General features: G+C 43.3%; 1 protein-coding gene. It reads left to right on the plus strand.

The genetic code is table 11. From position 1 onward, the window contains the following. The coding region (locus J2D73_RS20455) for a hypothetical protein (protein ID WP_207884265.1) at window positions 1-247 on the plus strand (247 nt) is incomplete at both ends.

Consider the following 247-nt stretch of genomic DNA (forward strand, 5'->3'; position numbering starts at 1 on the left):
TTAGAACGCAACGTATCTACCGATAATAAAAATGAAGTTCTTGAATTCCCTGAGTGGAACGTCAATGGCTTTTGTCAACAGCCCGGTATGGAACGTAGTACCTATGCTACTTCTTTGGCACAAGTGTTGAAAAACAGCGGATACCATACCATTCATTGTGGGAAAGCACATTTTGCTGCCAGAACTACGCCCGGTGAGAACCCGCTTAACTTAGGATTTGATATTAATATAGCCGGTTTTGCGGGAG

It is taken from the genome of Acetobacter sacchari, assembly GCF_017377715.1.
Lineage (GTDB): Bacteria > Pseudomonadota > Alphaproteobacteria > Acetobacterales > Acetobacteraceae > Acetobacter > Acetobacter sacchari.